This is a genomic window from Chryseobacterium mucoviscidosis (assembly GCF_002177115.1).
In the GTDB taxonomy this organism is placed as follows: Bacteria; Bacteroidota; Bacteroidia; order Flavobacteriales; family Weeksellaceae; genus Chryseobacterium; species Chryseobacterium mucoviscidosis.
Genome location: NZ_MVAG01000122.1, coordinates 282,063 through 307,602, shown reverse-complemented (window position 1 = coordinate 307,602; position 25,540 = coordinate 282,063). Strand labels below are relative to the sequence as shown.

Here is a 25,540-nt window from a genome sequence, read left to right as displayed (position 1 = left end):
TTCCTCCGATAAAAGTGAAGAACTAAAAAAAATATTTCGAATATATTGTTTCAAACTGAATTTTGGATTATTATTAGATTAATTTGAAGTAATTTAAATTTTTAACTTAATTATTTAAATATTTAATAACATATTCCAATTAAAAACACCATATAAATAAAATAAAACGTATTTTAGTAATGTTATCAGAATGTATTTAAAAAAAACACGAATGAAGTTTAACCTTTAAATGCAACTATCATGAAAACTAAAATGCTCTTAATGGCGCTTTGTTTTTCCTGCTTTGTATTTTCGCAAAGCCAGTATCAAACAGAGATAAGCAGCCAATCTAATGACGCTGAAGTACTGGCAAACAATACTGTAAGCTTTGACAGTTCGGATCTTGAACTATCCGGAAAAGACGGCACCAATCTACAGGAAACATTTCTTTATTTTAACGATATTACACTCCCGTCTGATGCGGTTGTAAATAATGTTTATCTGATTTTTTACGGCGATGAAGTAAGTACGAATTCTACAACATTGAAAATTACCGGAGAAATAGGCAGCTCACTTCCCTATCCTGCTTCAACAGCTTCCTCTACTGGTCTGAATTTAAAATCCCGAAATTATTCCTCCAATTTTGTTGAATGGATTACGAATGGATGTCAGGCTAATCAGAAATATCAGTCGCCGGATCTTAAGAATATTTTCAGCGAAATGTTCCCGGGAACAATTAATGGTGCAAATATCTCTTTTCGAATTAAAGGAAATGCACAGGGAGATTTTACAGTAAAATCTTTTTCGGGAGGTATAGGTTACAGACCGAAGCTCGTTATACTTTATACAACCAATACCACTACCATTTCGGCAACAATTACATCCGGTACAAACGATGCGGAACAAATTCTTACAACCGGAAATGTAAATCTTGGAGAAGCCGCGCTGGAACTCGGCGGAAAATCGGGAACATCACCGCAGATTACAGGTTTAAGATTTGAAAACATTCAGATTCCGCCTGCTGCAGAAATTACCAATGCCTACATAGAATTGTATTCTTACGGCACGAGTCCCAATAATGCTGAACTTACCTTCCGTACAGAACTGGGAAATTCTGCGGCTTACACAACGGCTGTAAATCATATTTCTACACGAAACTACAGTTTGCGGAAAGTAAAATGGATCACTGTTCCATGGAGTGTTGCGAATGTAAAATATAAAACAGCAGATCTTAAAGAAATAATTGATGAAGCAAGGCTTAGCGGATGGCAATCCGGACAGCCAATTGCTTTTAAAATTGAAGGAAACGAAGGAAACGCAACCGTATGGTCTAGAGAAGCAAGTTCAACTTACCAGCCCAGATTAGTCATAGAATATAAAAACAACGGTTCTGGTCCGGCAGTAGGCGCGATTCCTTTAGAGGAAACATTTAAAACCTATATCATTAAAAATGAAAATGATGCAGAACAAATACTTCCTACAGGAAATATGGATCTGGGAAGCGGAATTCTTGAACTTGGCGGAAAATACGGAGCAACTCCGCAAACCACGGGTTTAAGGTTCGAAAACATCCAGATTCCTTCAGGCGCATATATCCAGGATGCATATTTAGAATTTTACGCTTATGGCAACAATACAACAAATGCAAAAATTAAAATCTATACAGAAAACACAAACTCTCAGATCTATACTTCGGCATTACAGGACATTACGAAAAGAGATTATTCAACAATTTTTATTGACTGGAATACAGGAACCTGGATTTCCAATACCAAATACCGCACTCCTAACTTAAGAAATATAATAGACGAGATCCGAATGAACGGATGGAGTTCCGGAAATTCACTTGCATTTAAAATAGAATCGGAGTCGGGAGGAGCTGCGGTGTACTCCAAAAACGGTTCTCTCTCTTATCAGCCTCGTCTTGTCATTGAGTACCTTAACAACAATGCAGGATCAAAAATCGAAGGAATAGAAACAGATCCCGCCAACATGACGCAGCTTTACATCAATGAAATATCCTCCGAAGGAACATTGGTTCAGAGCGAAGACTGGATTGAACTTTACAACGCACACGATTATCCTGTATATTTCGCCAACCAGAACAGCGGTGTTTATCTTTCGGATAAAAACGGAAACAGAACTTTAAGCGAATTAAGAAACGTTTATATTCCGGCAAAAGGATATGGAATATTCATCGCAGACAGCGATCCCGCAAAAGGAAGCAATCATCTGAATTTCGGGCTCAGTTCTGATGGCGAAACCCTTTATCTGTCCAGAAAAGTAAATGGAAATCTTATCGAACAGGATGTTTTACCGTTCACCTCCATTCCTTTCAACCAGTCTTTGGGAAGAATATCAGACGGAAACGGAACATTCGTAAACTTTATAACACCCACCTACAAAGCATCTAATAATGGCGGAAAAAGACGACTGGATCTCACTTTCAGTAAAGAGAGAGGTGTGTATTCAGAAGGTTTTGATCTTTCTGTTCCTGTACAGACAGGCACAACGGTTCGTTATACTTTAGACGGCAAAACTCCTTCTGCAACCATCGGAACAGTGTACACTGCTCCGATAGTAATCAACAAAACTTCTGTAGTGAAATTCTATGCTTATGATGCCAATGGAAATAATTCCGGAGTGGTTGCACATACGTATATTCTCAAAAACAACTATGCCAATGAAAATACTTCAGGCGGTTATAACCAATGGATATATAAATCCAATATTACAGCGGATGAATATGCACAGGCAATTGGCGAAGTGCCTGTTGTTTCTATTTCAATGAATTCTGAACCTACGGCAACATGGACGGAGGCTTCCGTAGAATATATAGATAATAATGTATACGCCGGAAGAAAAAATTTCTTCAGCAATTCTATGACGAAAAGATTCGGACAGGAAAGTTTAGGGTTTTATAATCCAAACATAAAATTTAAATTTAATTCTGATTCCGGAGTTAAAAAAGCAAAGTATCCGTTTTTCGACTCTTATCCTAATGATGCTTTTGAGGTTCCGGAAAAAACGCAGACCATTGAATTAAAACAAGGGCAGGATAACGCTTCCAGAAATGTTTTCAATTTAGGGTTTATGCGGTACAGTGAAAAAGTTTCTATGGAACTTCAGAAAGAAATGGGAAAATACGCCCTGAATACACGCTTCATCCATCTTTTCATTAATGGTAAATATCGTGGTTTAAAAACAATGCGCAATGATTTCAATACCAATAATCTTGAAGAAACTTTTGGGGATGATGATGATAACTACACAAAGGTGAATCTGCAGGATGGCTATTTTACCAACGGAATTGTAGAGACAGGAGATGGAAATCAGGCGATATGGGATAACATCAGAAATTTAGCTTCTGCCAAAAAATTTCAGGAGTTTAAAAAATTTGTAGATGTTGATGATCTTATCAAATTCCAGATTATGTTTATGTTTACCGATACCGAAAACGAAGCCGTTGCAATTACCCATAATGATCCGAACATCATGAAAGCCAAGTTCATGATTAACGATACAGACGGCTCTTTCTTCGGAGGAATTACTTACTCTTCGGCAGACACAGCCATGCCTGCAAGATCATTTGCCGGAGGCGGCGGCAATTATAAATACAAATGGATTCTTAATGAAAGCAAAAATGGTCCCGGAGGAATTTTCGGACAGTTTATGGGATCCAACACCAATGCTGCAACAGGGAATTTAGAATTTAAGACATTGGTAAAAGATGCCGTTCTGAAATACATCGGATCTGCCTCCGGAAATTTCGCAGGAGCTTCAGTAGCGCCATTATCCGTACTTCGGGTACAGCAGAAAATACAGTCTGTGATGATTGAGCTGGACAGGCTTTATAAATTAGACGCAGCATACATGGGATACACCTCAAATGTTTACAGCCAGTGGAAAAATATAGACGGACCAAGAATTATTGCACAGGTTCCGGAAAGGGTTTCGTTCAGTTTACAGAAATGGATGGAATATAATATGGCGCATACTCTTAACGCTGCCGATATTCCTACCGCCGGAATAATTAAAACAACAGAAACTATTAAAATGGTTAATCCCAATGCAAACACCCAGCTTTATTATACAACAAACGGAACAGATCCTATGGGAAATGACGGTACTATATCTTCCGCGGCATTATTGTACAATGGAGAATTTAATTTACCAACAGGAACTTATGCCGTCGTAACCCGTCCGTTCACCACCAATAACTGGGGACCAAAATTCTCAAAAACGATAAAAATTGAAGAATTTAATGAAGGCAAATTCATGATTACAGGAATCAATTACAAACCGCAATCTATCAGTGATGCAGAATTTATTTTAATTTCAAATCCCGGAGGCTCAGAAATCGATGTTTCCGGATATACTATTTCCGATGCAGTTAGTTATACATTTCCACAAGGTTTCAAAATAGCACAAAACCAAACCATTATGCTTGCAAAAAATCCGGCTCTCATTTCTGGGTTTGATTTAATAAATAAATATCAGTGGACAAGTGGAAGCCTTAGTAATTCAGGAGAACCGATTACCTTTAAAGATGCATCCGGAAATATTATGGATTATGTGTATTATGGAGTAAATTCTCCCTGGCCAACTCAGGCAAACGGTTTAGGTTCTTATCTTAAACTGATCTCTGAAGATATGGACAACAGTCTGCCGGAAAGCTGGAAGGATGATTCTCTTCTAAATCCTGCCTCCAGATTATACGCTCAGAAAGAAAATTCACAAAAGAAATCTCCCCATGACATTTCTGCTGAAAATTTAAAAGAGATTAAAGTTTATCCTAATCCAATGAAAGAAAAACTATTGGTAATCTTAAACGAAAAATCTACCGTTTCTGTTTACAATATAGCCGGTCAAACCATCAAAACGCAGGTTTTAGAAGCAGGAACAAATACCATTAATGTTTCCGGGCTTTCTTCTGGCGGATATATAATTAGAATTCAGGGAGAAAAAGAAAACAAAACTTTTAAAATGATTAAAGAATAGAATTTTTGAAAATAACAAAAAAACAGCCTTCAGATTTTACCGAAGGCTGTTTTCTTTGCTTAAAACATTACATTATTTTTTGATAAACTGATAGATTTTATCATCAATTTTCAACAAATAGGTTCCTGTAGACAAATTTTGAACAGAAATGCCTTTTTTGTTCTTAAATGGATTTTGTTCAGTGTAAATCACTTTCCCTGAAAGATCTAAAATCTGTGCTGTTTTTATATATTCTGTTTTTCCACTTACAAAAACATAATCGTTCACAGGATTCGGATAAATTTTAAATTCATTATTCTGTGCAAGAATCGCTTCTGCCGTTGCCAAGGTTCCTAAACTCTGGCAGTAATTACTTGCGTAAGAATCCCATTCCGAAATAGTAAACGTCGTTGTCGGCTGCGCGATATTGGATTTTCTATATAAAGACACATTCCCTAAAACCGAAGAATTATTTGTTCCCGAAACTCCAATCGCATCAACGGTTGAAGATTTATATCTCAGTTCAAGATACTGGCTTCCGGAATACGTCATCTGCGGAGCCGCCGTTACAAACTTTGCCTGATTGATCGTGTAACAGGAGAAATTGGCATCCGGATTCAACACCACAAAAGTTTCGTTATTCTGAACAATTCCTTCCAGTTCATAAGGATCTACAAAATAATAATTTGCTCCGCTGCTAAACTGAATAGACAATCTGTAATCACTTAAATTTACAGGGTGTCCTGTTTTATTGGTGATTTCGATTCCTTTATTATTTGAAGTCCCTTCAAGATATTTTGTTACCATTAAATCTTTGGCATATACATCTGAAGCTAATGTTGTTGCAGAAGCTGTATTGCTGTCTGAAGAAAGCAGATAACCATTATCGTAGGCTTTTACAGTAAAATTATAAGCTGTAGAAGGAGTAAGATGATCTACTGTAAATGTTGTTCCCTTAGTAGATCCCACCAAAGTTCCGTTCTGGTAAATCTTATACCCTATAACATCCGTACTTGTACTCGGAGTCCAGCTCAGTGTCGTAAAATAAGCACTGTTTTGTGTTACCGTTACGTTTGTAGGAGTCTGTGGCGCCACCGCATCGGGAGTCTGTCCCCAAATCGTATTTACCCACGAAGGATTATCAATAAAAGGATTTCTGTTTTTCTGGATTGCATAAACAGCATTATTCCTGTCGATTTCCCTTTGCGAAACAGGATCTTGCTGATGCCACTGAAGCAGCATCGCAATGTAAGCAGAATCAAAAGCCCTTTCTTCCGTTCCGTCCAGAGGATTGGTATCCGAAGCCGGATTGGCGTTATTATTAAAATTAAACGTTCCTAATTTGCCTTCGTACCGTACTGCAAAATACAGCAGACTTCTCGCAACATCCCCTTTAAATTCATTAATCGGCTCATATACCCTTCCGGTATAAGTAACTCCCGGAATAGCACAGTTCCCTATTCTTGAACTGTTGGTAAATGTATAATAGATCGTAGAACCCACAATTCCGTAAGGATAATTGCTTCTCAACTGATTGATTCTTGCATCCGTAGGAACCACATAAAACAGATCGGAATACATCGGATAATTGCTGTAAAAAGTACTTTGCGGCATCATATGTTCACGATTCCAGCCCTGTCCTTCCGCAGAAGCACTTCCGATAATATTTGCCGTTGTATATTCATATGCATCCGGACCGGTAGGAATTTCAGAATACATATCAAGCAGAATCGTTGTATTGCTTGGTCCGTAATCGTAATATTTATCTAAATCTGTCTGATTATAATAATTGGTAAGATCACCATAATGCCAGTTTATATTTTTCGCCGAAATGATATCATGAAGCTTTGATTTTAAGGCGTAACCCGTCAAACCCGTCGTTCCGTCGTAATATCCTGCAGGAGCCTGAGCTGCGAAATACGATGAAATCAGAATAATAGGCAGTAGAATTTTTTTCATGCTTTAAAAATTGGGTGGCTAAAATAGTAAATTAATCTGCTTAAAGTTCGGAAAATTTTATTAAAATATCATTAATTTTAAGAATATAAAAAATTGAAAACTAGATTTTTGCAGTTACCGCCTTATGTCATAAATAATTTTTTTGGGCGTTACGGCAATTTAATTATCTTTGGGAACTAACTATTATCTATATAAATACAGATATCTATATGAATACAGAGACTATTGACAACATCAAAATGATAGCGGAAACGGCAAGAGAATTTGCTGAAAAGAATATCAGACCTAATATTATGGAGTGGGACGAAAGCCAGACTTTCCCTAAAGATTTATTTCATGAGTTAGGAGAAATGGGGTTCATGGGAATCGTTATTCCGGAACAGTACGGAGGTTCAGGTCTTGGTTATCATGAATATGTAACGATTTTGGACGAGATTTCACAGGTAGACCCATCCATCGGTCTTTCTGTGGCAGCACACAATTCACTTTGTACCAACCACATTTATGAATTCGGAAACGAAGAGCAGAGAAACAAATGGCTTCCTCAGTTGGCTTCCGGTAAAGTAATCGGAGCTTGGGGACTTACAGAGCACAATACAGGTTCAGATTCAGGAGGAATGTCTACCACTGCAGTGAAGGATGGAGACGAATGGATCATTAACGGAGCTAAAAACTTCATTACCCACGCTATTTCAGGAGACATCGCTGTTGTAATGACGAGAACAGGAGAAAAAGGAGCTAAAAATAATTCTACCGCTTTCGTTTTAGAAAAAGGAATGCCCGGTTTTTCTTCCGGTAAAAAAGAAAACAAACTGGGAATGAGAGCTTCTGAAACCGCTGAATTAATCTTTGATAACGTTCGTGTACCGGATTCTCACAGATTAGGCGAAGTAGGTGAAGGTTTCAAACAGGCAATGAAAATACTGGACGGAGGAAGAATTTCTATCGCCGCTTTAAGTTTAGGAACAGCAAGAGGAGCTTACAAAGCAGCTTTAAAGTATGCTAAAGAAAGACAGCAGTTCGGAAAATCCATTTCAGAATTTCAGGCAGTTAACTTCATGTTGGCAGACATGGCAACAGAAATTGATGCAGCAGAACTGTTGATCCAAAGAGCTTCAACGTTGAAAAATGCTAAGCAAAAAATGACAAAAGAAGGAGCAATGGCAAAACTATATGCTTCTGAAGCCTGCGTAAGAATTTCAAACAATGCAGTACAGATTTTCGGAGGATACGGATATACAAAAGATTTCCCGGTAGAAAAATTCTACAGAGATTCTAAACTTTGCACCATCGGAGAAGGAACTTCCGAGATCCAGAGACTGGTTATCGGAAGAGATATTACAAAATAAATTTTAACTAAATTATTTCAAAAAAACATCCACAAATGATTAAACAGGCATTATTAGGTGAATTTTTGCATGAAGCAGAAAATACCCGCAAACTTTTACAGGCCATTCCGGACAGCGCTTTGGATTATAAACCGTCTGAAATTAACTGGACAACAGCCGAACTGGCTTCGCACGTAGCAGAAGTTTATAATTGGTATGACGCGACATTCAATCAGGATGTATTCGATATGGGAACCTATCAATACGACAAAGGCGATATTTCCAAAGCAGAAAATATTGTTGCCAAATTTGAAGAAAATGTTGCGAAAGCCCAGAAAGCCATTGAAAGTTGGGACGAAAACACCATGATGAACGAATGGAGAATGGAAACGGGAGGAAATTCAATCTTTCCGCCAATGCCGAAAATACAGGTAATCCGCTCGTTTCTGTATAATCATTTGTATCATCACCGCGGAGAACTTGTGGTTTATTTAAGATCTACAGGAAACAAAGTTCCGGGACTGTACGGACCGACTGCAGATGATCAGTTTTAAAAATTAGAATTATCCGATTAATAATTCAATAGCATCCGTATTTTGCGGGTGCTATTTTCTTTTTTTGAGAAATTCACCAAATATTGACATTTAATGTATCGCATAATTATTTAAACGAATTATCTAAATTTTTCTTAAAAAATTTTATTTTTCATAACATATTTTTTATTAGCTTTGATATTCCACAATCAAATAGAAAACTTGTATGAGAAAACAACTATTGGTGATTGGAATGCTTGCATCAGGTATTTCATTCGCTCAGACCGACCGACTTTGGTCTGAAACGTCAGGAAAATCAGCTACTGAAATTTTTGAAAACAAATTAACTATTAACAATCCGAAAATCTACAGTCTGGATATTAATGGTTTAAAAAATGCTCTTGCAAAAGCTCCCAAAAGACTAGCTGCAGGAGAAAAGTCTGAAATTATTATCTCGTTCCCGAATTCTGAGGGAAAAATGGAAAATTTTAAAGTAAGAGAAAATTCTAATTTCGATCCTCAACTGGCAGCAAAATATCCGGACATCAAATCGTATATCGGTGAAGGATTAGGAGACTCCGGTTCCACTGTTTATTTTAGCGTTTCGCCTCTGGGATTGTCATCGATGGAAATTTATGGAGATAAATCAGCGGTTTTCATCGAGCCTTATTCAAAAGATCTTTCAACCTATGTTGTTTATAAAAAATCTGATAAAAAAGACGATTTAAGCAAGTTTGAATGTACCGTAATCGACGTTGCGCAAAAAGGCGTTGCAAACACAACTAATCTGGTTGCAAGACCAAATGCCGATGATGCAAAACTGAGAACATTCAGGTTAGCACTTTCCTGTACCGGAGAATACGCAACGTATTTCGGAGGAACAAAAGCCAATGCTTTAGCAGCAATGAACAACACAATGACCCGCGTAAACGGAGTTTTTGAAAAAGATTTTGCAGCGAGAATGGTTTTAATCGCAAATAACGATTCAGTAATCTATACCAATGCTTCTACAGACCCTTATTCTCCTGCTTCCAGCTTAAGCAACTGGAACTCACAGCTTCAGTCTACATTAACTTCGGTTATTGGTGAAGCAAATTATGACGTCGGTCACTTATTCGGAGCTTCCGGAGGTGGTGGAAATGCAGGATGCATCGGCTGCGTTTGCACCAATGGCTCCAAAGGAAGCGGTTATACTTCTCCGGCAGATGCAATTCCTTCAGGAGATAACTTCGATATCGACTATGTAGCGCACGAATTAGGGCATCAGTTCGGCGGAAACCACACCTTCTCTATGAATAACGAGGGAACAGGAGCCAATATGGAGCCGGGTTCAGGATCAACCATCATGGGATATGCGGGAATTACTTCTCAGGATATTCAGCCGCATTCGGATGCTTTCTTCCACGCAATCAGTATTCAGCAGATTACCAATAATATCAAAGCTAAAACCTGCCCTACAAGCACAAGTACAGGAAATTCTATTCCTACGGCAAACGCAGGTTTAGATTATACCATTCCGAAAGGAACACCGTTTATGTTAACAGGAGCCGGAACAGATGCAAACGGAGATTCTTTAACGTACATCTGGGAACAAATGGACAATGCATCCTCTTCACAAACCGGAGCAAGTTCTGCGGCAAGTGCTACAAAAGCAACCGGTCCTACTTTCAGATCTTGGACGCCACAAACTACCCCGGTAAGATACTTCCCAAGAATGGCTTCAGTTCTGGCAGGAGCTACCACAACAGCAGGATCTGAGATTACTGTTGAAGCACTATCCAATGTTGCAAGAACGTACAATTTCAGATTTACAGTTCGCGACAACAGAGCCGGAGGTTCAGGAAATAACTCGGATGATGCAGTGATCACGGTAAACGGAACAGCAGGACCTTTCAGCGTAAGTTCCCAGAATACCGCAACAACCGTTACAGGAGGAACTTCCCAAACCGTAACATGGAATGTGGCAGGAACCACAGCGAATGGTGTAAATGCAGCCAACGTAGATATTCTTTGGTCTACGGACGGAGGAAATACATGGACTACTCTGTTGGCAGGAACTCCAAACGACGGAACACAGGCGGTAACGATCCCGAATACGTCTACCACAACAGGAAGAATCATGGTAAAAGGTTCCAACCACATTTTCTTTGATGTGAATAATGCCAACATTACGGTAAATGCAGGTTCCGGAACTTCCGATACGACTGCTCCTACCGCTCCTACTCTTGCGGCTTCCGGAACAACTTCTACAAGTACCAATCTTTCATGGTCAGGAGCAACAGATAATGTAGGGGTTACAGGCTATGATGTTTATCAGGGAACTTCATTAATTGGTTCCACAGCATCAACTTCCTACACAGTATCCAGTTTATCTCCTTCTACTACATACAGCTTCACTGTTAGAGCTAAAGATGCAGCAGGAAATGCTTCGGTTTCCAGCAACACGGTTTCTGTAACCACTTTAGCAGGTACAGCGGTTTCTTACTGTTCTGCTTCAGCGAACAATACTGCAGATGAAAGAATAGGAAACGTAACGTTCGGAAGCATTAACAATACTTCAACAGGAACGGCAGGTTACGAAAACTTCACTTCAGTTTCTACGAATGTAACAAGAGGTTCTGCTTACTCACTTTCCATTACCCCGGTTTGGACATCAACCAAATATAATGAAGCTTATGCTGTTTATATTGATTATAACAGAGACGGAGATTTCGCAGACAGCGGAGAATTGGCTTGGTCTAAAACAGGATCTACCACAAGTCCGGTAACAGGATCTATCACGATTCCTTCAACAGCGACTGTAGGAACTACAAGAATGAGAGTGATGATGCAGTACAGCTCTGTACCTACATCTTCTTGTGGAACGTATACGTACGGTCAGGTAGAAGACTATACTTTAAATATTGTATCATCAGGAAGAGGAAATATTTTAGATACAAAAGATATGATTACAGATATCCGAGTGTATCCGAATCCTGCAAAAGATATTTTAAATATTTCAAATACAACGAACGAAGAGTATAAAATCTTCGACATGGGTGGAAAACTAATCAATTCAGGAAAACTTGAAAGAGGCGCGGTAAATGTAAGCGATCTTATTAAAGGTGCTTACATGATCCAGATTGGAGAAGTCTCTAAGAGATTCATTAAAAACTAATTGCTTCACTCAATTAAACTTTGAGGTAAAAGGCTGTCCGCAAACGGACAGTCTTTTTTGTTTCTGATTTTCGTGTTTCGAAATATAAGATGCAGGTCTTCTTTTATGTCTTATCATACTAAACACAACGATTATTTAAAATTTATTTTCAACCGCAAAATGATATACTTTCACTATCTGCATAAATTCCAAATAGGATTAACATTTAAACACAAATCCCACAAATATTTTCACCAATATTCACAATCATTGAAAATCTGAGAGATTTGTGAAAGAAAAAATCATAATCTATTTCTGGGCTCTTGAGATTCTTCACTCCACTTTTGAACTATGTTCGTAGACTTTCAGTCTATGTTTAGAATGATATCATTGCATAAAAAAACCTAAGTCCCAATTCTTAAAATCTAAAACCCAATTGTTATCTTTGCGTAAATAAAAAATATACATGGATAAAATTGATAGTCTGAACCAGGTAGCAGAATTCCACACCACTTTTAAAGCCCCTATTTTAGATACCCCTCAAATTCCTTCACCGGAAAGATGCAACCTGAGAGTTGAACTTCTTCAGGAAGAACTGAACGAACTGAAACAGGCAATTGCAGACAATAATATCGTAGAAATTGCAGATGCTTTATGCGATTTGCAGTATGTTTTAAGTGGAGCGGTTCTGGAATTCGGACTTGGCAGCAAATTTGTAGAGTTGTTCAACGAAGTTCAGCGTTCCAATATGTCGAAAGCCTGCGATAATGAAGAACAGGCACAGGAAACCGTTGAATTTTACAAAGCAAAAGACGTAGAATCATTTTATGAAAAATCCGGCGAGAAGTTTAATGTGTACAGACAGGCAGATCATAAAGTCCTGAAAAACAAATACTACTCTCCTGCCGATTTAAAGACAATTATTGAAAAATAGTATGAAAAAATTTATTACGAATTGTATGGCTGTTTCAGCTCTATTCATGGCAACACAACAGCTTACTGCACAGAAAGTGGTTGTAGGACGTGAAGTTGAAACCACTGCCGACGGAAAAATGCTTTTGGGAAATCAGCTTAAAAGTAAATTTCTTGAAGCTCCGTATTCCGACTGGTATGTGAAAGAGCATGATGAATATGCTTTGGATCAGAAAGCCATCGGTGAACTTAAAAAAGGAAAGATCAACACGTATAACATTACCGTTTTCATGGGAACATGGTGCGAAGATTCTCACAGAGATTTTCCGAGACTCATGAAAATCCTTGAAGAGGTAAAATATCCGGAAGGCAAACTTACCATTATTGCCGTAAACCGTAAAAAGGAATCCCCGAACGGAGAAGAAAGTCTTTTCAACATCCAGAAAGTTCCTACGATTATTGTTGAGAAATACGGAAAAGAATTGGGAAGAATTATCGAAATGCCTACATCAGGATATATCGAAAGAGATTTGGTAGAGATTCTGAAAAAAGATGACAGTTCTGTAATTAAAGAAATTTTTGGTAAATAAGGTTTGAGAAATAGTAAAGTTTTAATATCGTTTTTGGCGGGAGCTGCACTGGTAACGGTTTTGTTTTTCAGTTTAAAGTCATGCTTTAGTCTTAGTGAAAAAACCGAGAAATCAGATTATTATATTCTGACCAATCAGATTTCGAAGATGAATAAAATGGTCGTACTTGAGCAGAACACTTCTTCCATTCAGAAAACCAAAATGGGCTATGAATTTTTAGGCAAAGAAGTTTCCAGCAACAGCATCATTACCTACACCAAAACGAACGCTCAGGTTTCTTATGATCTTAACAAGATGAAAATGGAGGTAGATTCGATCAATAAAAAATTAGTGATTACCGAACTGCCCGATGCAGACATCAGAATTACGCCAAGTGTGGAAATCCAGTCGATGGACGATTCTTTTTTCAACAGAATTTCCGAAAAAGACATTAAAAACGTAACGCAGAAAGCGAAAGATACCGCTGTAAAATCCATCGATCAGAACAAGCTGAGAACGGAAGGAAGACAACAGCTCATGGAAAATCTTAATAATATTTTTGTTTTGGCAAAGGCTTTGAATTATACCATAGAAGACCAGACCGGAAAGCTGGGCATTTTAGGACTATAAAATTCAAAAGCTATGCATTCAGAAGAAAAAGAAAAACAGGAATCTGCAAATTCTGCGGAAACCAAAAAGCAAAATCAGGATTTCCCCGACATTCCTGCTTCATCAGAAAAGACAAATCCGTCCGATGTAGATAAGGAAGATGTTCAGAAATCTTCTCAAAACAACAAATCCGGAAAAACGGATAATACAGACGAAAAATAAAAAGGTTCTGCTCACTGAGCAGAACCTTTTTTAGAAAAAAACACAAATAAAAGTCAAATATGTAATATGAACTACAACGGTCAATCTGCTCCGCTTGTCAACTACCGTAACTATTTGGCTGTTGACTTACGGAAGCAAAACTGACATATTTTTCAATGATTATCTATTATTAATCATAATTTTAACACAAAGTTCGCAAGAGTATTTTAAATACTAAGTGGTTTTAAGATATACAAAGGCGTAAAACTTATTAAAGTAATACCATTTTTGTCTTTTTTAAATAAACGAAGTGCCTTTGTTTACCATACAAACTTTCAATAAGTAAAAAAAATCTTTTGTTTTTCTTTGCGATAAATTGATATAATACTATAAATCAATTATTTAAATTTATTTCTTATCCCGAACTGAGGTTATGATTAATTACAGACAATTAATATCTTTTTAAACAATAGTTGATTTTCCGAGCTTCACATTTTCAAAATTGTAATACGATTTCTCGGAATATTTAATATAATCTGCGATAAAACTTCCCACTTCGCTTGTAGAATAAGGCTGTTCAGAATTCAGATCTATCGTAACGTATTTATTCTCAATGGCATATTCTACAGATTGTCTCAATTTTTCCGCTGCCTGTTCAAGCTGTAAATAATCCAGCATCATTGCCGTACTTAAAATAGAAGCAACAGGATTTGCAATTCCTTTTCCTTTTGCCTGCGGATAAGAACCGTGAATAGGCTCAAACAAAGCATTTTCATTTCCAACGGAAGCCGAAGGAAGCAAACCGATAGAACCGCCGATTACACTTGCTTCATCCGAAATAATATCTCCGAACATATTTTCGGTGACAATTACATCAAAATGTTTCGGATTTAAAATTAACTGCATCGCCGCATTATCTACAAACATAAAATCAAGTGCTACATCAGGATATTCTGCCGCAATTTCTTTACAGACCTTTCTCCATAATCTTGAAGTATCCAAAACGTTCGCTTTATCAATTAAAGTTAACTTTTTTCTTCTTTTCTGAGCCTCCTGAAAAGCCATATGAACAATAGGTGCGATTTCATCACGGTTATATTTGCAGATATCATACGCATAACCCGCTTCCTCATCCGTAAATTTTTCGCCAAAATAAATTCCGCTCACCAGTTCCCTGAAAATCTGAATATCCGTTCCTTCAATAATTTCCCTTTTCAAAGGACTTTTCTCAATTAAAGAAGTATACGTTTTCAAAGGCCGGATATTCGCAAAAAGCCCCAATTCTTTACGAAGTTTCAACAACCCCTGTTCCGGACGTACTTTGGCATCCGGATTATTATCGAAAGAAGGATCTCCGATCGCCCCGAAAAGCACCGCATCAGATGCTTTACAGATCTCCAGTGTTTCATCCGGCAAAGGATTTCCTGTCTTATAAATCGCTTCCGCCCCCATCAATCCGTATTTAAAATCAAACTGATACTGGAATGCTTCCGCAATGGAATCTAAAATTTTAATACTTTCTGCAACCACTTCCGGCCCGATTCCGTCTCCCGGAAGCACTGCAATTTTAAAATTAGTTTTCATACACTTTTTGTGTTTTTAGTTCGAATTGTTCGATCGCCTGTTTTCTGCTGATTAAAAAATCAATATCATCATACCCATTCAGCAGACATATTTTTTTATAAGAATCTATTTCAAAACCTTCCGTTTTATTATTGAAAGTAATCGTTTGTTTTTCAACATCCACCAAAATTTCTTTTTCAGGATTTTCAGTAATTTCCTCTAAAATTTCTTTTAAAAATTCCTCAGAAACTTTTACAGGCAATAATCCGTTGTTCAAAGCATTGCCCTTAAAAATATCAGCAAAAAAGCTTGAAACAACCACCTTAAAGCCATAATCCGTTAAAGACCATGCAGCGTGTTCCCGACTGCTTCCGCAACCGAAATTATTTCCCGCAACCAGAATTTCACCGCTGTATTTTGCGTTATTCAGGACAAAATCAGGATTCGGTTCATTCGTATGAACATCGTATCTCCAGTCTCTGAAAAGATTTTCGCCAAAACCTTTTTTATCAATACTCTTTAAAAATCTCGCCGGAATAATCTGATCCGTATCTATATTTTCTACAGGCAAAGGAATTGCTCTGGATTGTATAATGACTAATTTTTGCATTTTTTCGAGCCAAAATAGTTTTAATTATTATTTTTTTCTTTTTCAGGAGCTATTTCCCGCTATCCACTCATACTCCTCGCTCCCTTGCTTTTGCCTTCGCTTGCTCCGGGGTAACCGTTTCTATCGGGGCTAAAAAGTGAACGGTTAATTTCACTTTGTGAGTCAATAGTCAATTTCTAAAATTCACTATTCACTATTGACAATTCACTTTTAAACTTATGTGCTCTTTTCTCTATTTAAGTATTAAGCTTAAAAAACTAAAGTGTTTAAATCTTTTGCGTCTTTTGTGGTAAAAAAGTTTAGACAAGTTTTAAGCAAAACTCCTCTCCATCAGTTTTCAAAGACGGAAATTCTTCCTTCCACAGCAACTTTTGCAGCCGTTAACGGACTTGCAAGAATTGTTCTCGCACCTTGTCCCTGTCTTCCCTCAAAATTTCTGTTCGAAGTAGAAACGCAATATTCCCCTTCCGGAATTTTATCGTCATTCATCGCTAAACACGCCGAACATCCCGGTTGTCTGATCTGGAAACCCGCTTCATTAAAAACCGTATCTAAACCTTCTTCAAAAATCTGTTTGGCAACCTGTTGAGAACCCGGAACAAGCCATGCATGAACATGATCCGACTTCCTTTTTCCTTTAACATAATTTGCCGCAGAGCGGAAATCTTCAATTCTCGCATTCGTACAGCTTCCGATAAAGACATAATTCACTTTAATATCAGAAAGAGCCTGTCCCGCTTTTAAACCCATGTATTTTAAAGCCTTCTCTTCAGATTCGTTCTGAGGATTCGGGATATTCTGACTGATGGAAATTCCCATTCCCGGATTGGTTCCATAGGTTACCATCGGATAAATTTCCGAAGCATCGAAAGAAAATTCAGCATCAAAAACTGCTCCTTCATCGGTTTTCAAAGTTTTCCAGTATTCCATTTTTTCTTCCCATTCCTCGCCTTTCGGTGCGAAAGTTCTTCCTTTTACGTACTCAAAAGTTGTTTCATCGGGAGCTATCATTCCTCCGCGAGCGCCCATTTCAATGCTCATATTACAAACCGTCATTCTGCCTTCCATCGACATTTCTTCGAAAACATTTCCGGCATATTCGCAGAAATACCCTGTTCCGCCGTCAGTTCCCACTTTTGAAATAATGTACAAAATCACATCTTTGGGCTGAACATTTTTATTTAACTTACCATTTACGGTAATTCTCATCGATTTTGGCTTATTCAGCAACAGACACTGGCTCGCAAAAACCTGCGCTACCTGACTTGTTCCGATTCCGAAAGCAATTGAACCGAAAGCGCCGTGCGTAGAAGTATGGCTGTCTCCGCAAACAATGCTCATTCCCGGCTGTGTAACGCCTAATTCCGGAGCAATGATGTGAACAATTCCCTGATATTGGTGTCCCAAACCATACAATTCTATGTTGTTTTTCTTACAGTTTTCCGTTAACTGCTCCACCTGATTTCTGGATGATGCATCGCGAATCGGCTGATCCTGATCCAAAGTCGGAACATTATGATCCGCAGTTGCCACAATCTGTTTCGGTCTGAAAACTTCCAGATTTCTGGCTTCCAGTTCCGCAAAAGCCTGTGGACTGGTTACTTCGTGGATGAGATGTTTATCAATATAAATAATCTGAGGTCCGTACGGAATCGTCTCTACAACGTGCGCATCCCAGACTTTATCAAACAGTGTTTTTTTTGTATTCATTCTAATTTATGTAATGGAGAATCAATTCTGTTACCCTATTTTTCTTGTCACTTTTTCGATCATTGAACTTAAATCGTCATTATTGACTTCTTTTTTACCGTCAGCAATTTTCAAAAACTCCTGATACAGAAAATCCAGTTCATTTTTAGTAACTTCAAAACCAATATGTTTAAATCTGTATGCCAAAGCAGAACGTCCGCTTCTTGCTGTTAAAACAATGGTAGAAGCATTCACGCCCACTTCCGCAGGATCAATAATTTCGTAAGTTTCCCTGTTTTTAATCACTCCGTCCTGATGAATTCCGGAACTGTGCGCAAAAGCATTCGCTCCCACAATCGCTTTGTTCGGCTGAACCGGCATTCCCATCAATTCAGAAACCAAAACACTCATAGGATTGAGCATTTTGGACTGAACGTCAGTATATAACTCTAAATATGGATGCTGTTTTAAAATCATCACCACTTCTTCCAGCGCCGTATTTCCGGCTCTTTCTCCCAATCCGTTAATGGTGCATTCTATCTGTCTCGCTCCGTTGATGACTCCTGCAATAGAATTGGCGGTTGCCATTCCGAGATCGTTGTGGCAGTGACAGGATAAGATCACGCGATCAATTCCTTTTACATTTTCTTTCAGGTACTTTATTTTTGCGCCATACTCTTCGGGAAGACAATATCCCGTTGTGTCCGGAATATTAAGCACGGTTGCCCCTGCTTTTATCACTTCTTCGCAAACTCTTGCCAGATAATCATTGTCTGTTCTTCCTGCATCTTCCGCATAAAATTCCACGTCTTCCACATACGATTTGGCATATTTTACAGCCTGAACCGCTCTTTCAACAATATCTTCCCTGTTTGAATTGAATTTAAATCTGATATGAGAATCCGAAGTTCCGATTCCGGTATGAATTCTCGGTCTTTTGGCGTATTTTAATGCTTCGGCTGCGGTATCAATATCTTTCTGATTGGCTCTCGTCAATCCACAGACTTTCGCATTTTTCACTAATTTTGAAATCTCCGAAACCGAATGAAAATCTCCGGGACTGGAAATCGGGAAACCGGCTTCAATAACATCCACTCCCAGTTCATCCAGTTTTTCGGCTATAATTAATTTTTGCTCGGTATTTAACTTACAGCCGGGAACCTGCTCTCCATCACGCAGCGTTGTATCAAAAATTTCGACTTTTTCGGAATTCATAATGAAGTTTTTACTTAATTTTGATCCAAAACTAAAAAGATGAAACGTTTATTCAGTTTCGGTTTTTATAAAAAATACAATACTCAAAAGATTGTATTTTAATTTCAATTATTTGATTATCATTATTTTAAATTTTAAAAATTTACAATGGCAGAATTGCATAAAGATTTTTTATTCGTACTCATTAAATCTCTGACAACTTCAGAAAAAAGGCAATTCACCTTGTATGTAAACCGTCTCGGAATTAACGCGGATGCCAAATTTCTTCTTCTTTTTTCAGAACTGGATAAGATGAAGGAATACGATGAGCATATCATCATCAACAAAAAAATTTCGACTAAACAGCAGTTATCGAACCTGAAAGCGCATCTTTACAAGCAGATTCTGGTGAGTTTACGAATGAACCCGAGTCATCAGAATTACAGAATTCAACTGCGCGAACAGCTTGATTTTGCGAATATTCTGTATCAGAAAGGTTTGTATAAACAGGCTTTAAAAATTTTAGATAAAGCAAAACAGACCGCTTTAGAATTGGATGAAAAAAGTATTGCTTCGGAAATTATCGATCTAGAAAAAGTAATTGAATCCCAGTTCATTACCCGGAGTATTGAAGGTAGAGCCCATGAACTGATCAGACAATCCACGGAAATCAGCAAACAGAATCATTATGCGACGGAATTATCCAATCTTTCGCTGAAACTGTACAGTGAAATGCTGACAAAAGGTTATGTAAAAAACGATGAAGACCGTGCCGAAATCATGCAGATATTCAATGCGCAGATTCAGAAAATTAATTTCAAAAAGCTGAATTTCACGGAGAAATTGTGGTATTTTAAAGCGCACGTCTGGAAAAATCAATTGCTTCAGGAATATAAATATACGTTGAAATATGCCTTTCAATGGGTGGATTTATTTCACAAAAATCCTGAAATGATCGTGAGTCATCCCGTTTGGTACATTAAAGGAAATACCTACCTGCTGAAAATCTTATTCCTTTACGGAAATATTGATATTCTTGAGGAAAGTTTCAAGAATTTCAATGAGGTTGTTCATTCTTCAAGTTTTGCTCAAAATGAAAACCTGCAATCGCTTATTTTTCTGACGCATTACAATACTTTAATGAACATTCACTTTGTGAAAGGTGAATTCTTTTCCGGCTCGAAGTTGATTCCTGAAATTGAGCTGAAAATGGAAAAGCTCCGTGATAAAATTGATGAGCATCATTTCATGATTCTTTATTTAAAAATGGCAGCGATGTTTTTTGGAAGCAAAAAATTTGAGGAATCCATCCATTATTCATTAAAAGTGATCGAATCGAAGGGAAATGTTCAGGAAGATTTACTGTTCCACACCCGAATTTTGATTCTGATGGCAAAACATGAATCCGGAAACGATGAAGATTATGATGAATTTATAAAAGCAACTTTAAAATTCACCAAAAAGATGAAAAAGCCAGATGAATTCCATTTTGAAAGCATTCATTTTTTCAAAAACCTGAATAATATAACACCGGACAAACAATTGGAATCTTTCAAAAAATTTGATGAAAAATTAACTCTTTTTTCTGAAAATGAATACTACAGAAGGTCTTTGCTGTACATAGATATTCACGGTTGGGTACAGTCTAAAGTGAGAAATGTGGATGTTATTGAGATTATTAAAGAAAAAGTACGGTACAAAAGAAAGCATCAGTCTTAATTTAACCTATTCAGAATTAGACCGTTGGTTAAACGCTAATTATTTATAACGGTATTCTGAGATTTTTCGTATTAAATCTCGTCTCAAAAATGCGTGAAAGTAGTATTTTAAATAAAAAATCCGTATTTTTGCATCTTAAAATTTCTTAGTAAACAATGATAAAAATTACACTTCCAGACAATAGTGTCAGAGAATTCGAGGCGGGAGTTACTCCGCTAGATGTGGCAAAATCTATAAGCGAGGGATTGGCTAGAAATACCATTTCCGCAGTTGTAAACGACAAACAAGTAGAGACGACCACACCTATAACCACGGATGCTACGGTACAATTGCTAACTTGGAATGATGATCTTGGAAAGAAGGCTTTCTGGCATTCTTCTGCCCACCTTTTGGCGCAGGCAATCCTTGAATTTTATCCTAATGCTAAGTTAACCATTGGTCCTGCCATCGAAAAAGGATTTTATTATGATGTAGATTTCGGGGACGAAAGTTTATCTGATAAAGATTTCGAAAAGATCGAAAAGAAGGTTTTAGAAAATGCTAAAAAAGGGTCTACATTCTCTTTATATCCGGTTTCTAAAGAAGAAGCTTTAAAAGTGTATGCAGACAATCCTTATAAAGTGGAACTGATTTCTAATCTTAATGATGGGGAAATCACTTTCGTAACGCATGATAACTTTACAGATCTTTGTCGTGGAGGACACATTCCGAACACAAGTATTGTAAAGGCAATGAAGATTTTAAATGCTGCCGGAGCATACTGGAGAGGAAATGAAAAAAATCCTCAGTTAACAAGAGTTTATGGTATTTCTTTCCCAAAACAGAAAGATTTAACAGAATATCTTGAACTTTTAGAAGAGGCTAAAAAAAGAGACCACAGAAAACTGGGTAAAGAACTTGGAATTTTCGCTTTCTCTGAAAAAGTAGGTCAGGGATTGCCTTTATGGTTACCAAAAGGAGCTGCTTTAAGAAAAAAATTAGAGAATTTCCTTTCTGAAGCTCAGAAAAAAGCAGGTTATGAATTTGTAATTTCTCCGCATATCGGTGCGAAGGAATTGTATGTAACTTCCGGTCACTGGGATAAATACGGAGCAGACAGCTTCCAGCCGATTAAAACTCCGAATGAAGGAGAAGAATTCATGCTGAAGCCGATGAACTGTCCGCATCACTGTGAAATTTACAAAACTTCACAATGGAGCTACAGAGATTTGCCTAAAAGATATGCAGAATTCGGTACCGTTTACAGATATGAGCAAAGTGGTGAGCTTCACGGTTTAACGAGAGTTCGCGGGTTTACTCAGGATGATGCGCATTTGTTCTGTACTCCGGATCAGTTGATGGATGAATTTAAAAAAACAATTGATTTGGTTCTTTATGTTTTCGGTTCATTAGGTTTTGCTGATTTTACCGCGCAGATTTCTTTAAGAGATCCTGAAAATAAAGAAAAATACATCGGAACCGACGAAAACTGGGAGAAAGCAGAAAATGCAATCGTAACAGCGGCAACGGAAAAAGGATTGAATACAGTAACTGAATATGGCGAAGCCGCTTTCTACGGTCCTAAACTGGATTTCATGGTGAAAGATGCTTTAGGCAGAAAATGGCAGCTTGGAACGATTCAGGTGGATTATAACTTACCGGAAAGATTTGATCTTTGGTATACAGGAAGCGATGGCGAAAAGCACAGACCGGTAATGATTCACAGAGCGCCGTTTGGTTCTATGGAAAGATTCATTGCTATTCTTATTGAGAATACAGCGGGAGATTTCCCATTGTGGCTGGCTCCTGATCAGTTTATCATTCTTCCGATCAGTGAAAAATACGTAGATTATGCTAAAAAAGTTTCTCAATTACTGGAAAATCACGATATTAGCGGATTAATTGACGACAGAAATGAAAAAACGGGTAAAAAGATCCGCGATGCCGAATTAAAGAAGATTCCATTCATGATTGTAGTGGGAGAAAATGAAGAAAAGGATGGCACAATTTCTGTAAGAAGACGTAGCGAAGGCGATTTAGGAGTAATGAAGATCGAAGATTTCGTTGCTTATTTTAAAGAACAGTCAAAAACAGGATTTGAGTTTAACGCTTAAATCTTAAAAATATCATTCTGAATGATTGAAAATTACTTTTTATTCAGAATGATTGATAAAAATAGAAGTTAACCAATAAAATTATAATACAATAGCACAAAGATTTAACAACAGGGGCCCACAGAGACGTCCGGTACAGGAGGACGCACACTTGATCAACGATAAAATTCGTGTGAGAGAGCTTCGTTTGGTGGGCGATAACGTAGAGCCGGGAGTTTATCCTACTGATAAGGCAAGACAGATTGCTCAGGAGCAGGAATTGGATCTTGTAGTAATCTCCGATAAGGCTGAACCGTTTATTGCAAGGATTCTGGACTATAAAAAGTTCTTATACGAGCAAAAGAAAAAGCAGAAGGAATTAAAAGCTAAGCAGGTAAAAGTAGTTGTGAAAGAAATCCGTTTCGGACCTCAGACAGATGAGCACGATTACGAATTCAAAAAGAAACATGCTGAGAAATTCCTTGAAGAAGGTTCAAAATTAAAGACTTACGTATTTTTTAAAGGACGTTCGATTATCTTTAAAGACCAAGGAGAAATCTTACTTTTAAAACTTGCTCAGGAATTGGAGCACGTTGGAAAAGTAGACCAGCTTCCTAAGCTTGAAGGAAAAAGAATGATTATGATGATGAGTCCTAAAAAACCAGCTAAATAATCTACAGCCGGATCTACGGATCTGAAACTAAAATATACAGCCTCAAATTATTTTTGAGGCTTTTTTTATGTATTATGATTATTAAATCCCAGATTAATTACAATTCAGGATTTTATATTAATTATTAAATATTTTTTAATTTTTAACATAGATCAAGATTATCCATTTAATTTACGACTACATTTGCTTTAGAAAAATAAGACAATAATAAGCTTATTTAAAAATTAAAATTGAATAACAAATTAAACAACAAAGCAATGAGTACATTAAAATTAAAAGACGGAACAGAAATTTTTTATAAAGATCAGGGAGAAGGACCGGTATTGATGTTTCACCACGGATGGCCATTATCTTCTGATGACTGGGATGCGCAGGTTATTTTCTTCTTGCAGAGAGGTTACAGAGTAATTGCCCACGACAGAAGAGGTCACGGACGTTCCAGCCAGAATATTTATAATCATACGATTGAACAATATGCTTCTGATGCCGCAGAATTGGTAGAATTTCTGGATCTGAAAGATGTTATCCATATCGGACATTCTACCGGTGGCGGTGAAGTGATCCGTTATGTAAACAAATATGCCAACGGAAGAGCAAAAAAAGCAGTATTGATAAGCGCAGTTCCTCCGGTAATGGTAAAAAGTGAAAACAATCTGGATGGCGTTCCTATGGAGGTTTTTGACAACATCAGAGATCAGACTTTAAATAACAGAAATCAGTTTTTTATGGATTTAACGATTCCTTTCTATGGCTACAACAGAGAAGGTGCCGTAGTGAAGCAAGGTGTACAGACCAATTGGTGGAGACAGGGAATGATGGGAGGAATTGTGGCTCATTATGACGGAATCAAAGCTTTTTCTGAGACAGATTTTACAGAAGACCTGAAAGCTGTTGATATTCCGGTACTGTTGCTGCATGGTGAAGACGACCAGATTGTGCCTATTGAAAATTCCGCTATAAAATCTGCTAAATTATTGAAAAACGGTAAGTTGATTACTTATCCGGGATTCCCTCACGGAATGCCTACTACTGAACATCAGACGATTAATAAGGATCTTCTGGAATTTATTGAGGCTTAATTTTTTCGACATACATATAAGTAAAAGCAGCAATCAGAGTATTTTGGTTGCTGTTTTTTATTTCAAGCGGATTTGCCGGAACTTTTCAGTAATTTATTAAAAAATATTTACAAATTTTGTCATCGTGAAAAGGATTTCGACGATACGTTGGATAGGTTATTTAGATGCTTTCAGCATGAAAAATAGTATGGACATTCGTTTACTATTTATATTGGGAACTGCCACTCTAGCCCTGATTGGAACGACATCCTTTTTGGTTGCGGGCGGAGTGAAGCGGAGTCCGCAACCAAAAAGATACAGTGAAAAGCAGAAAACAGCTTCAAAAAAATTTACATCACAAAAACGGTAATACCTAAAGCTTCATCCACTTCCCTATTCTATTCAAAAAATCTTTTTCAAATCTCGAAATTTTTCCGTAATTTTGCAGACTATTATTCCGGGCAATCGGAAATAGCCAAAACAGATATTGATAACAAAACAATAAAAAGCAAAACAATGCCAAAATTAAAAACGAAATCAGGTGCTAAGAAACGTTTTGCTCTTACCGGATCTGGTAAGATCAAAAGAAAGAACGCTTACAAAAGCCACATCTTAACGAAGAAAGAAACGAAGCAGAAGAGAAATCTTACTACGACTTCTTACGTTGCTGCTGTGGACGAGAAAAGCGTATTGCGTCAATTAGCAATTAAGTAGTTTTTATAAATCTATAGTCGGTTTATAAGAATTCAAACAAAT

The 25,540-nt window shown here is 37.4% G+C and carries 18 protein-coding genes; 13 read left to right on the top strand and 5 right to left on the bottom strand.

All coding sequences use genetic code 11. From position 1 onward, the window contains the following. Positions 1–240: 240 nt before the first annotated feature. Positions 241–4,980, top strand: a complete 4,740-nt coding sequence (locus B0E34_RS13225; protein WP_087710132.1) for a lamin tail domain-containing protein — start codon at positions 241–243, stop codon at positions 4,978–4,980. Between the two features lie 72 nt (positions 4,981–5,052). Here B0E34_RS13225 and B0E34_RS13220 read toward each other — a convergent pair whose 3' ends face one another. Beyond that, positions 5,053–6,918 (bottom strand): endonuclease, encoded by a 1,866-nt coding sequence (locus B0E34_RS13220; protein ID WP_087710130.1) that lies wholly within the window; start codon positions 6,916–6,918, stop codon positions 5,053–5,055. Positions 6,919–7,127: 209 nt separating this feature from the next. On the opposite strand from B0E34_RS13220, the gene B0E34_RS13215 reads away from it, so the two are divergent. From B0E34_RS13215 to B0E34_RS13185, 7 genes are all read left to right on the top strand, one after another. Next, positions 7,128–8,267, top strand: coding sequence for an acyl-CoA dehydrogenase family protein (locus B0E34_RS13215; protein WP_076390246.1), 1,140 nt, complete (start codon positions 7,128–7,130; stop codon positions 8,265–8,267). Positions 8,268–8,302: 35 nt separating this feature from the next. Then, positions 8,303–8,800 carry a DinB family protein gene (locus B0E34_RS13210; protein WP_087710128.1) on the top strand — a complete coding sequence of 166 codons (498 nt, stop codon included), beginning with the start codon at positions 8,303–8,305 and terminating at the stop codon, positions 8,798–8,800. A 205-nt stretch (positions 8,801–9,005) separates the two neighbouring features. Further along, positions 9,006–11,936 (top strand): zinc-dependent metalloprotease, encoded by a 2,931-nt coding sequence (locus B0E34_RS13205; protein WP_087710126.1) that lies wholly within the window; start codon positions 9,006–9,008, stop codon positions 11,934–11,936. A gap of 445 nt (positions 11,937–12,381) precedes the next feature. Next, positions 12,382–12,849, top strand: coding sequence for a pyrophosphohydrolase domain-containing protein (locus B0E34_RS13200; protein ID WP_087710124.1), 468 nt, complete (start codon positions 12,382–12,384; stop codon positions 12,847–12,849). 1 nt (position 12,850) lies between these two features. Beyond that, positions 12,851–13,417: a TlpA family protein disulfide reductase gene (locus B0E34_RS13195; protein WP_087710122.1), complete on the top strand. Its 567-nt coding sequence runs from the start codon at positions 12,851–12,853 to the stop codon at positions 13,415–13,417. A 3-nt stretch (positions 13,418–13,420) separates the two neighbouring features. Beyond that, positions 13,421–14,026, top strand: coding sequence for a DUF4230 domain-containing protein (locus tag B0E34_RS13190; RefSeq protein WP_087710120.1), 606 nt, complete (start codon positions 13,421–13,423; stop codon positions 14,024–14,026). 12 nt (positions 14,027–14,038) lie between these two features. Next, entirely contained in the window at positions 14,039–14,227 is a 189-nt protein-coding gene (locus tag B0E34_RS13185) for a hypothetical protein (protein WP_087710119.1), read from the top strand. Between the two features lie 441 nt (positions 14,228–14,668). Here B0E34_RS13185 and leuB read toward each other — a convergent pair whose 3' ends face one another. The 4 genes from leuB to B0E34_RS13165 all read right to left on the bottom strand — a co-directional run bounded on the left by leuB (position 14,669) and on the right by B0E34_RS13165 (position 19,283). After that, positions 14,669–15,790: a 3-isopropylmalate dehydrogenase gene (leuB, locus tag B0E34_RS13180; protein WP_087710117.1), complete on the bottom strand. Its 1,122-nt coding sequence runs from the start codon at positions 15,788–15,790 to the stop codon at positions 14,669–14,671. After that, positions 15,780–16,379, bottom strand: coding sequence for a 3-isopropylmalate dehydratase small subunit (gene leuD, locus B0E34_RS13175; protein ID WP_087710115.1), 600 nt, complete (start codon positions 16,377–16,379; stop codon positions 15,780–15,782). Before leuD ends, leuB begins: the two co-directional genes overlap by 11 nt. 330 nt (positions 16,380–16,709) lie before the next feature. Continuing rightward, entirely contained in the window at positions 16,710–18,089 is a 1,380-nt protein-coding gene (gene leuC / locus B0E34_RS13170; RefSeq protein ID WP_087710113.1) for a 3-isopropylmalate dehydratase large subunit, read from the bottom strand. A 30-nt stretch (positions 18,090–18,119) separates the two neighbouring features. Next, positions 18,120–19,283 (bottom strand): 2-isopropylmalate synthase, encoded by a 1,164-nt coding sequence (locus B0E34_RS13165; RefSeq protein WP_087710112.1) that lies wholly within the window; start codon positions 19,281–19,283, stop codon positions 18,120–18,122. A 147-nt stretch (positions 19,284–19,430) separates the two neighbouring features. Between B0E34_RS13165 and B0E34_RS13160 the strand changes: the two genes are divergently transcribed. The 5 genes from B0E34_RS13160 (at position 19,431) to rpmI (ending at position 25,498) form a co-directional block, all read left to right on the top strand. Further along, positions 19,431–20,981 carry a hypothetical protein gene (locus B0E34_RS13160; RefSeq protein WP_087710110.1) on the top strand — a complete coding sequence of 517 codons (1,551 nt, stop codon included), beginning with the start codon at positions 19,431–19,433 and terminating at the stop codon, positions 20,979–20,981. 155 nt (positions 20,982–21,136) lie between these two features. Next, positions 21,137–23,074: a threonine--tRNA ligase gene (gene thrS, locus B0E34_RS13155; protein ID WP_087710108.1), complete on the top strand. Its 1,938-nt coding sequence runs from the start codon at positions 21,137–21,139 to the stop codon at positions 23,072–23,074. 151 nt (positions 23,075–23,225) lie between these two features. After that, positions 23,226–23,726 carry a translation initiation factor IF-3 gene (gene infC, locus B0E34_RS13150; RefSeq protein ID WP_175608770.1) on the top strand — a complete coding sequence of 167 codons (501 nt, stop codon included), beginning with the start codon at positions 23,226–23,228 and terminating at the stop codon, positions 23,724–23,726. A 257-nt stretch (positions 23,727–23,983) separates the two neighbouring features. Next, on the top strand, positions 23,984–24,805 hold the full coding sequence (locus B0E34_RS13145) for an alpha/beta fold hydrolase (RefSeq protein ID WP_087710106.1): 822 nt from the start codon (positions 23,984–23,986) through the stop codon (positions 24,803–24,805). Between the two features lie 495 nt (positions 24,806–25,300). Beyond that, on the top strand, positions 25,301–25,498 hold the full coding sequence (gene rpmI, locus B0E34_RS13140) for a 50S ribosomal protein L35 (protein WP_076390550.1): 198 nt from the start codon (positions 25,301–25,303) through the stop codon (positions 25,496–25,498). Positions 25,499–25,540: the final 42 nt, after the last annotated feature.

Excerpts from the sequence above, each read along its gene's own strand:
- B0E34_RS13225 (WP_087710132.1), top strand. The coding sequence starts at position 241 with ATGAAAACTAAAATGCTCTTAATGGCGCTTTGTTTTTCCTGCTTTGTA.
- B0E34_RS13220 (WP_087710130.1), bottom strand. The coding sequence starts at position 6,918 with ATGAAAAAAATTCTACTGCCTATTATTCTGATTTCATCGTATTTCGCA.
- B0E34_RS13215 (WP_076390246.1), top strand. The coding sequence starts at position 7,128 with ATGAATACAGAGACTATTGACAACATCAAAATGATAGCGGAAACGGCA.
- B0E34_RS13210 (WP_087710128.1), top strand. The coding sequence starts at position 8,303 with ATGATTAAACAGGCATTATTAGGTGAATTTTTGCATGAAGCAGAAAAT.
- B0E34_RS13205 (WP_087710126.1), top strand. The coding sequence starts at position 9,006 with ATGAGAAAACAACTATTGGTGATTGGAATGCTTGCATCAGGTATTTCA.
- B0E34_RS13200 (WP_087710124.1), top strand. The coding sequence starts at position 12,382 with ATGGATAAAATTGATAGTCTGAACCAGGTAGCAGAATTCCACACCACT.
- B0E34_RS13195 (WP_087710122.1), top strand. The coding sequence starts at position 12,851 with ATGAAAAAATTTATTACGAATTGTATGGCTGTTTCAGCTCTATTCATG.
- B0E34_RS13185 (WP_087710119.1), top strand. The coding sequence starts at position 14,039 with ATGCATTCAGAAGAAAAAGAAAAACAGGAATCTGCAAATTCTGCGGAA.
- leuB (WP_087710117.1), bottom strand. The coding sequence starts at position 15,790 with ATGAAAACTAATTTTAAAATTGCAGTGCTTCCGGGAGACGGAATCGGG.
- leuD (WP_087710115.1), bottom strand. The coding sequence starts at position 16,379 with ATGCAAAAATTAGTCATTATACAATCCAGAGCAATTCCTTTGCCTGTA.
- leuC (WP_087710113.1), bottom strand. The coding sequence starts at position 18,089 with ATGAATACAAAAAAAACACTGTTTGATAAAGTCTGGGATGCGCACGTT.
- B0E34_RS13165 (WP_087710112.1), bottom strand. The coding sequence starts at position 19,283 with ATGAATTCCGAAAAAGTCGAAATTTTTGATACAACGCTGCGTGATGGA.
- B0E34_RS13160 (WP_087710110.1), top strand. The coding sequence starts at position 19,431 with ATGGCAGAATTGCATAAAGATTTTTTATTCGTACTCATTAAATCTCTG.
- thrS (WP_087710108.1), top strand. The coding sequence starts at position 21,137 with ATGATAAAAATTACACTTCCAGACAATAGTGTCAGAGAATTCGAGGCG.
- B0E34_RS13145 (WP_087710106.1), top strand. The coding sequence starts at position 23,984 with ATGAGTACATTAAAATTAAAAGACGGAACAGAAATTTTTTATAAAGAT.
- rpmI (WP_076390550.1), top strand. The coding sequence starts at position 25,301 with ATGCCAAAATTAAAAACGAAATCAGGTGCTAAGAAACGTTTTGCTCTT.